Below are 5351 nucleotides of genomic sequence, written 5' to 3' on the forward strand. Positions count from 1 at the left end.
AAAATTTGGTCATTAAGAAATAAATTTTTACTTTTGCACTCGCAAATACGGAGCGACACTGACAGATAAGATTGCTTCGTTAAAAAGCGAAAGATATAAAGATCATTGACATACAATATAACAACCAAGTAAGGAAAAACTAAAGCGTTAAAAGAACTTTGAGTGAGTCAGACAAACATACAATGGAGAGTTTGATCCTGGCTCAGGATGAACGCTAGCGGGAGGCCTAACACATGCAAGCCGAGCGGTAGAGTCTCTTCGGAGACTTGAGAGCGGCGTACGGGTGCGGAACACGTGTGCAACCTGCCTTTATCAGGGGGATAGCCTTTCGAAAGGAAGATTAATACCCCATAATATATTGAGTGGCATCGCTTAATATTGAAAACTCCGGTGGATAGAGATGGGCACGCGCAAGATTAGATAGTTGGTGAGGTAACGGCTCACCAAGTCAACGATCTTTAGGGGGCCTGAGAGGGTGATCCCCCACACTGGTACTGAGACACGGACCAGACTCCTACGGGAGGCAGCAGTGAGGAATATTGGACAATGGGTGCGAGCCTGATCCAGCCATCCCGCGTGAAGGACGACGGCCCTATGGGTTGTAAACTTCTTTTGTATAGGGATAAACCCAGATACGTGTATCTGGCTGAAGGTACTATACGAATAAGCACCGGCTAACTCCGTGCCAGCAGCCGCGGTAATACGGAGGGTGCAAGCGTTATCCGGATTTATTGGGTTTAAAGGGTCCGTAGGCTGATTTGTAAGTCAGTGGTGAAATCTCACAGCTTAACTGTGAAACTGCCATTGATACTGCAAGTCTTGAGTGTTGTTGAAGTAGCTGGAATAAGTAGTGTAGCGGTGAAATGCATAGATATTACTTAGAACACCAATTGCGAAGGCAGGTTACTAAGCAACAACTGACGCTGATGGACGAAAGCGTGGGGAGCGAACAGGATTAGATACCCTGGTAGTCCACGCCGTAAACGATGCTAACTCGTTTTTGGGGCGCAAGTTTCAGAGACTAAGCGAAAGTGATAAGTTAGCCACCTGGGGAGTACGAACGCAAGTTTGAAACTCAAAGGAATTGACGGGGGCCCGCACAAGCGGTGGATTATGTGGTTTAATTCGATGATACGCGAGGAACCTTACCAAGGCTTAAATGGGAAATGACAGGTTTAGAAATAGACTTTTCTTCGGACATTTTTCAAGGTGCTGCATGGTTGTCGTCAGCTCGTGCCGTGAGGTGTTAGGTTAAGTCCTGCAACGAGCGCAACCCCTGTCACTAGTTGCCATCATTAAGTTGGGGACTCTAGTGAGACTGCCTACGCAAGTAGAGAGGAAGGTGGGGATGACGTCAAATCATCACGGCCCTTACGCCTTGGGCCACACACGTAATACAATGGCCAGTACAGAGGGCAGCTACACGGTGACGTGATGCAAATCTCGAAAGCTGGTCTCAGTTCGGATTGGAGTCTGCAACTCGACTCTATGAAGCTGGAATCGCTAGTAATCGCGCATCAGCCATGGCGCGGTGAATACGTTCCCGGGCCTTGTACACACCGCCCGTCAAGCCATGGAAGTCTGGGGTACCTGAAGTCGGTGACCGTAACAGGAGCTGCCTAGGGTAAAACAGGTAACTAGGGCTAAGTCGTAACAAGGTAGCCGTACCGGAAGGTGCGGCTGGAACATCTCATTTTAGAGCGTTGAAGAACGTTAAACAAATAAGTACTTATGTACCAAAGCACTTACTTAAAGTTTGAGCTTTAGTTTTTTGATTGGTTGGTTTATATTAAAAATACAACACCCACTAGAAATTAGTAAAGGGATTGAGAGAGGCAAAGAAGATAAAAGCAGAGAGATAAAGACGAAGAAAAGAGTCTATTATCTATGAGTCTATCATCTTTTAGGTCTAAAAGACAGTCTCGTAGCTCAGCTGGTTAGAGCGCTACACTGATAATGTAGAGGTCGGCAGTTCGAGCCTGCCCGAGACTACTAATTTTGAGTACAGGAGTTTGAGAGTATTAGAGTATAAGAGTTTAACGCTCAAACCCTCTAACACCTTCACTCACCAACTCAACTAGCGGGGAATTAGCTCAGCTGGCTAGAGCGCCTGCCTTGCACGCAGGAGGTCAAGGGTTCGACTCCCTTATTCTCCACAGTTTGTATTGGTAAAAAGGTAGCATGTATACCTCATGATGAGAGCCATCATAAGTACATGCCTACATTTTACATAAATACAGAAGAAATTAAGATCATTGACATTAACGGTAAAGACATCACAAAGAGAAAACCGAGCGCATAAAGCGCTTGAGTAACCAATAGGAAAGAAATCGTTAAGGGCGTATGGCGGATGCCTAGGCTTTCAGAGGCGACGAAGGACGTGGTAAGCTGCGAAAAGCTGCGGGGATTGGCACACACGAATTGATCCGCAGATGTCCGAATGGGGCAACCCGGCATGTTGAAGACATGTCACCTCGCAAGAGGAGCAAACCCGGAGAACTGAAACATCTAAGTACCCGGAGGAAAAGAAATCGAAGAGATTCCGTAAGTAGTGGCGAGCGAAAGCGGATTAGCCCAAAAGTCTTTATATGTTTAGAGGAATGTTCTGGAAAGAACAATCATAGAAGGTGATAATCCTGTACTCGAAAGGCATATTAAGATGATAAATGAGTAGGGCGGGACACGTGAAATCCTGTCTGAATATGGGGGGACCATCCTCCAAGGCTAAATACTCCTGAAAGACCGATAGTGAACAAGTACTGTGAAGGAAAGGTGAAAAGCACTTCGAATAGAAGGGTGAAATAGAACCTGAAACCGTACGCCTACAAGCGGTCGGAGCAGCGTCAAGCTGTGACGGCGTGCCTTTTGCATAATGAGCCTACGAGTTAATTTTACTAGCGAGGTTAAGGTATTAAGTACCGGAGCCGGAGCGAAAGCGAGTCTGAATAGGGCGGATAGTTAGTAGGATTAGACGCGAAACCTTGTGATCTACCCATGGGCAGGTTGAAGCTCTGGTAACACAGAGTGGAGGACCGAACCGGTTGACGTTGAAAAGTCTTCGGATGACCTGTGGGTAGGGGTGAAAGGCCAATCAAACTGGGAGATAGCTCGTACTCTCCGAAATGCATTTAGGTGCAGCGTCGATGCATAAGTTTATTAGAGGTAGAGCTACTGATTGGATGCGGGGGTTTCACCGCCTACCAATTCCTGACAAACTCCGAATGCTAATAAATGTTCGTCGGCAGTGAGGGCATGGGTGCTAAGGTCCATGTCCGAGAGGGAAAGAACCCAGACCAACAGCTAAGGTCCCCAAATATATGTTAAGTTGAAGCAACGCGGTTGGACTGCATTGACAGCTAGGATGTTGGCTTGGAAGCAGCCATTCATTTAAAGAGTGCGTAACAGCTCACTAGTCGAGCGGTCCGGCATGGATAATAATCGGGCATAAACATATTACCGAAGCTATGGATTTATATTTATATATCTGGTAGGAGAGCATTCTATTTGCGCCGAAGCAGTATCGTGAGGTATTGTGGAGCGGATAGAAAAGAAAATGTAGGCATAAGTAACGATAAAGCAGGCGAGAAACCTGCTCACCGAAAGACCAAGGCTTCCTCAGCCATGCTAATCAGCTGAGGGTTAGTCGGGACCTAACGCGAACCCGAGAGGGGTAGTGGATGGACACAGGGTTAATATTCCCTGACTTGCTCACGATAAAAGGGGACGGTTGGATGTATCTGCTGGAGACTGACGGAATAGTCAAGGCCTAGCCTTCGGGCGAAGCTGCTGTAGAGTAATCTGATCCAAGAAAAGCCGAAGTGAAGCAACCCGTACCAAAACCGACACAGGTGGTCGAGGAGAGAATCCTAAGGTGCTCGAGTGAGTCGTGGCTAAGGAACTAGGCAAAATAGTCTCGTAACTTCGGAAGAAGAGACGCCAGCAGCAATGTTGGCCGCAGTGAAGAGGCCCAGGCGACTGTTTATCAAAAACACAGGACTCTGCTAAATCGAAAGATGCTGTATAGGGTCTGACACCTGCCCGGTGCTGGAAGGTTAAGGAAGGTGCTTAGCGTAAGCGAAGGCATTAACTGAAGCCCCAGTAAACGGCGGCCGTAACTATAACGGTCCTAAGGTAGCGAAATTCCTTGTCGGGTAAGTTCCGACCTGCACGAATGGTGTAACGATCTGGGCACTGTCTCAGCCACGAGCTCGGTGAAATTGTAGTATCGGTGAAGATGCCGATTACCCGCAATGGGACGAAAAGACCCTGTGAACCTTTACTATAACTTCGTATTGACTTTGAGTAAGTAATGTGTAGGATAGGTGGGAGACTATGAAGCTGGCACGCTAGTGTTGGTGGAGTCGACGTTGAAATACCACCCTTTACTTACTTGGAGCCTAACTTCTTTTAGAAGGACATTGCGTGGTGGGTAGTTTGACTGGGGTGGTCGCCTCCAAAAGAGTAACGGAGGCTTTCAAAGGTACCCTCAGCACGCTTGGTAACCGTGCGTAGAGTGTAATGGCATAAGGGTGCTTGACTGTGAGACCAACAAGTCGATCAGGTGCGAAAGCAGGACATAGTGATCCGGTGGTTCCGTATGGAAGGGCCATCGCTCATAGGATAAAAGGTACTCCGGGGATAACAGGCTAGTCTCCCCCAAGAGCTCACATCGACGGGGAGGTTCGGCACCTCGATGTCGGCTCGTCACATCCTGGGGCTGGAGAAGGTCCCAAGGGTTGGGCTGTTCGCCCATTAAAGTGGCACGCGAGCTGGGTTCAGAACGTCGTGAGACAGTTCGGTCTCTATCTATTGCGGGCGTTAGATGTTTGAGAGGGCTTGATTCTAGTACGAGAGGACCGAATTGAACAAACCTCTGGTGTATCAGTTGTACCGCCAGGTGCACCGCTGAGTAGCTACGTTTGGAAGAGATAAGCACTGAAGGCATATAAGTGCGAAACTCGCCTCAAGATGAGACATCTTTTAAGGGTCGTTGTAGATGACGACGTTGATAGGCTACAGGTGTAAAGACAGCAATGTCATAGCCGAGTAGTACTAATTACCCGTAGATTTATAGTCTATGGTTGCTAATAAAACCAGGTGCTTTATGCGCAGTAAAGGTTTTGTCTTTGTGAAAGTTTTTATCGCTAAAAAACGCAGTTGGCAGCTAGCAATTGGCAAAAAAGCCAAATGCCAGTAGCAAAAAGCCAGATGCTATATACCTTCTTTAGGGTGGTTTTAGCGGTGGGGCTCACCTGTTCCCATTCCGAACACAGAAGTTAAGCCCACCAGCGCCGATGGTACTGCTAACGCGGGAGAGTAGGCCGCCGCCAGTTTTTATTTTATTTTTAAAA

Annotated in this window: 2 tRNA genes and 3 rRNA genes; all 5 read left to right on the forward strand. The window is 47.5% G+C overall.

Going from position 1 to position 5351, the window contains the following annotated elements:
• The first annotated feature begins 179 nt into the window (after positions 1-179).
• Positions 180-1696, forward strand: a 16S ribosomal RNA gene (locus AC4IF5_RS20305).
• Positions 1697-1918: 222 nt separating this feature from the next.
• Positions 1919-1992, forward strand: a tRNA-Ile gene (locus AC4IF5_RS20310).
• Between the two features lie 90 nt (positions 1993-2082).
• A tRNA-Ala gene (locus tag AC4IF5_RS20315) sits at positions 2083-2156 on the forward strand.
• A 167-nt stretch (positions 2157-2323) separates the two neighbouring features.
• Positions 2324-5076, forward strand: a 23S ribosomal RNA gene (locus AC4IF5_RS20320).
• Positions 5077-5225: 149 nt separating this feature from the next.
• Positions 5226-5333, forward strand: a 5S ribosomal RNA gene (gene rrf / locus AC4IF5_RS20325).
• The 16S, 23S and 5S rRNA genes sit together here with 2 tRNA genes alongside, the layout of an rRNA operon.
• Positions 5334-5351: the final 18 nt, after the last annotated feature.

The organism is Chryseobacterium sp. UF-290 (genome assembly GCF_058245615.1).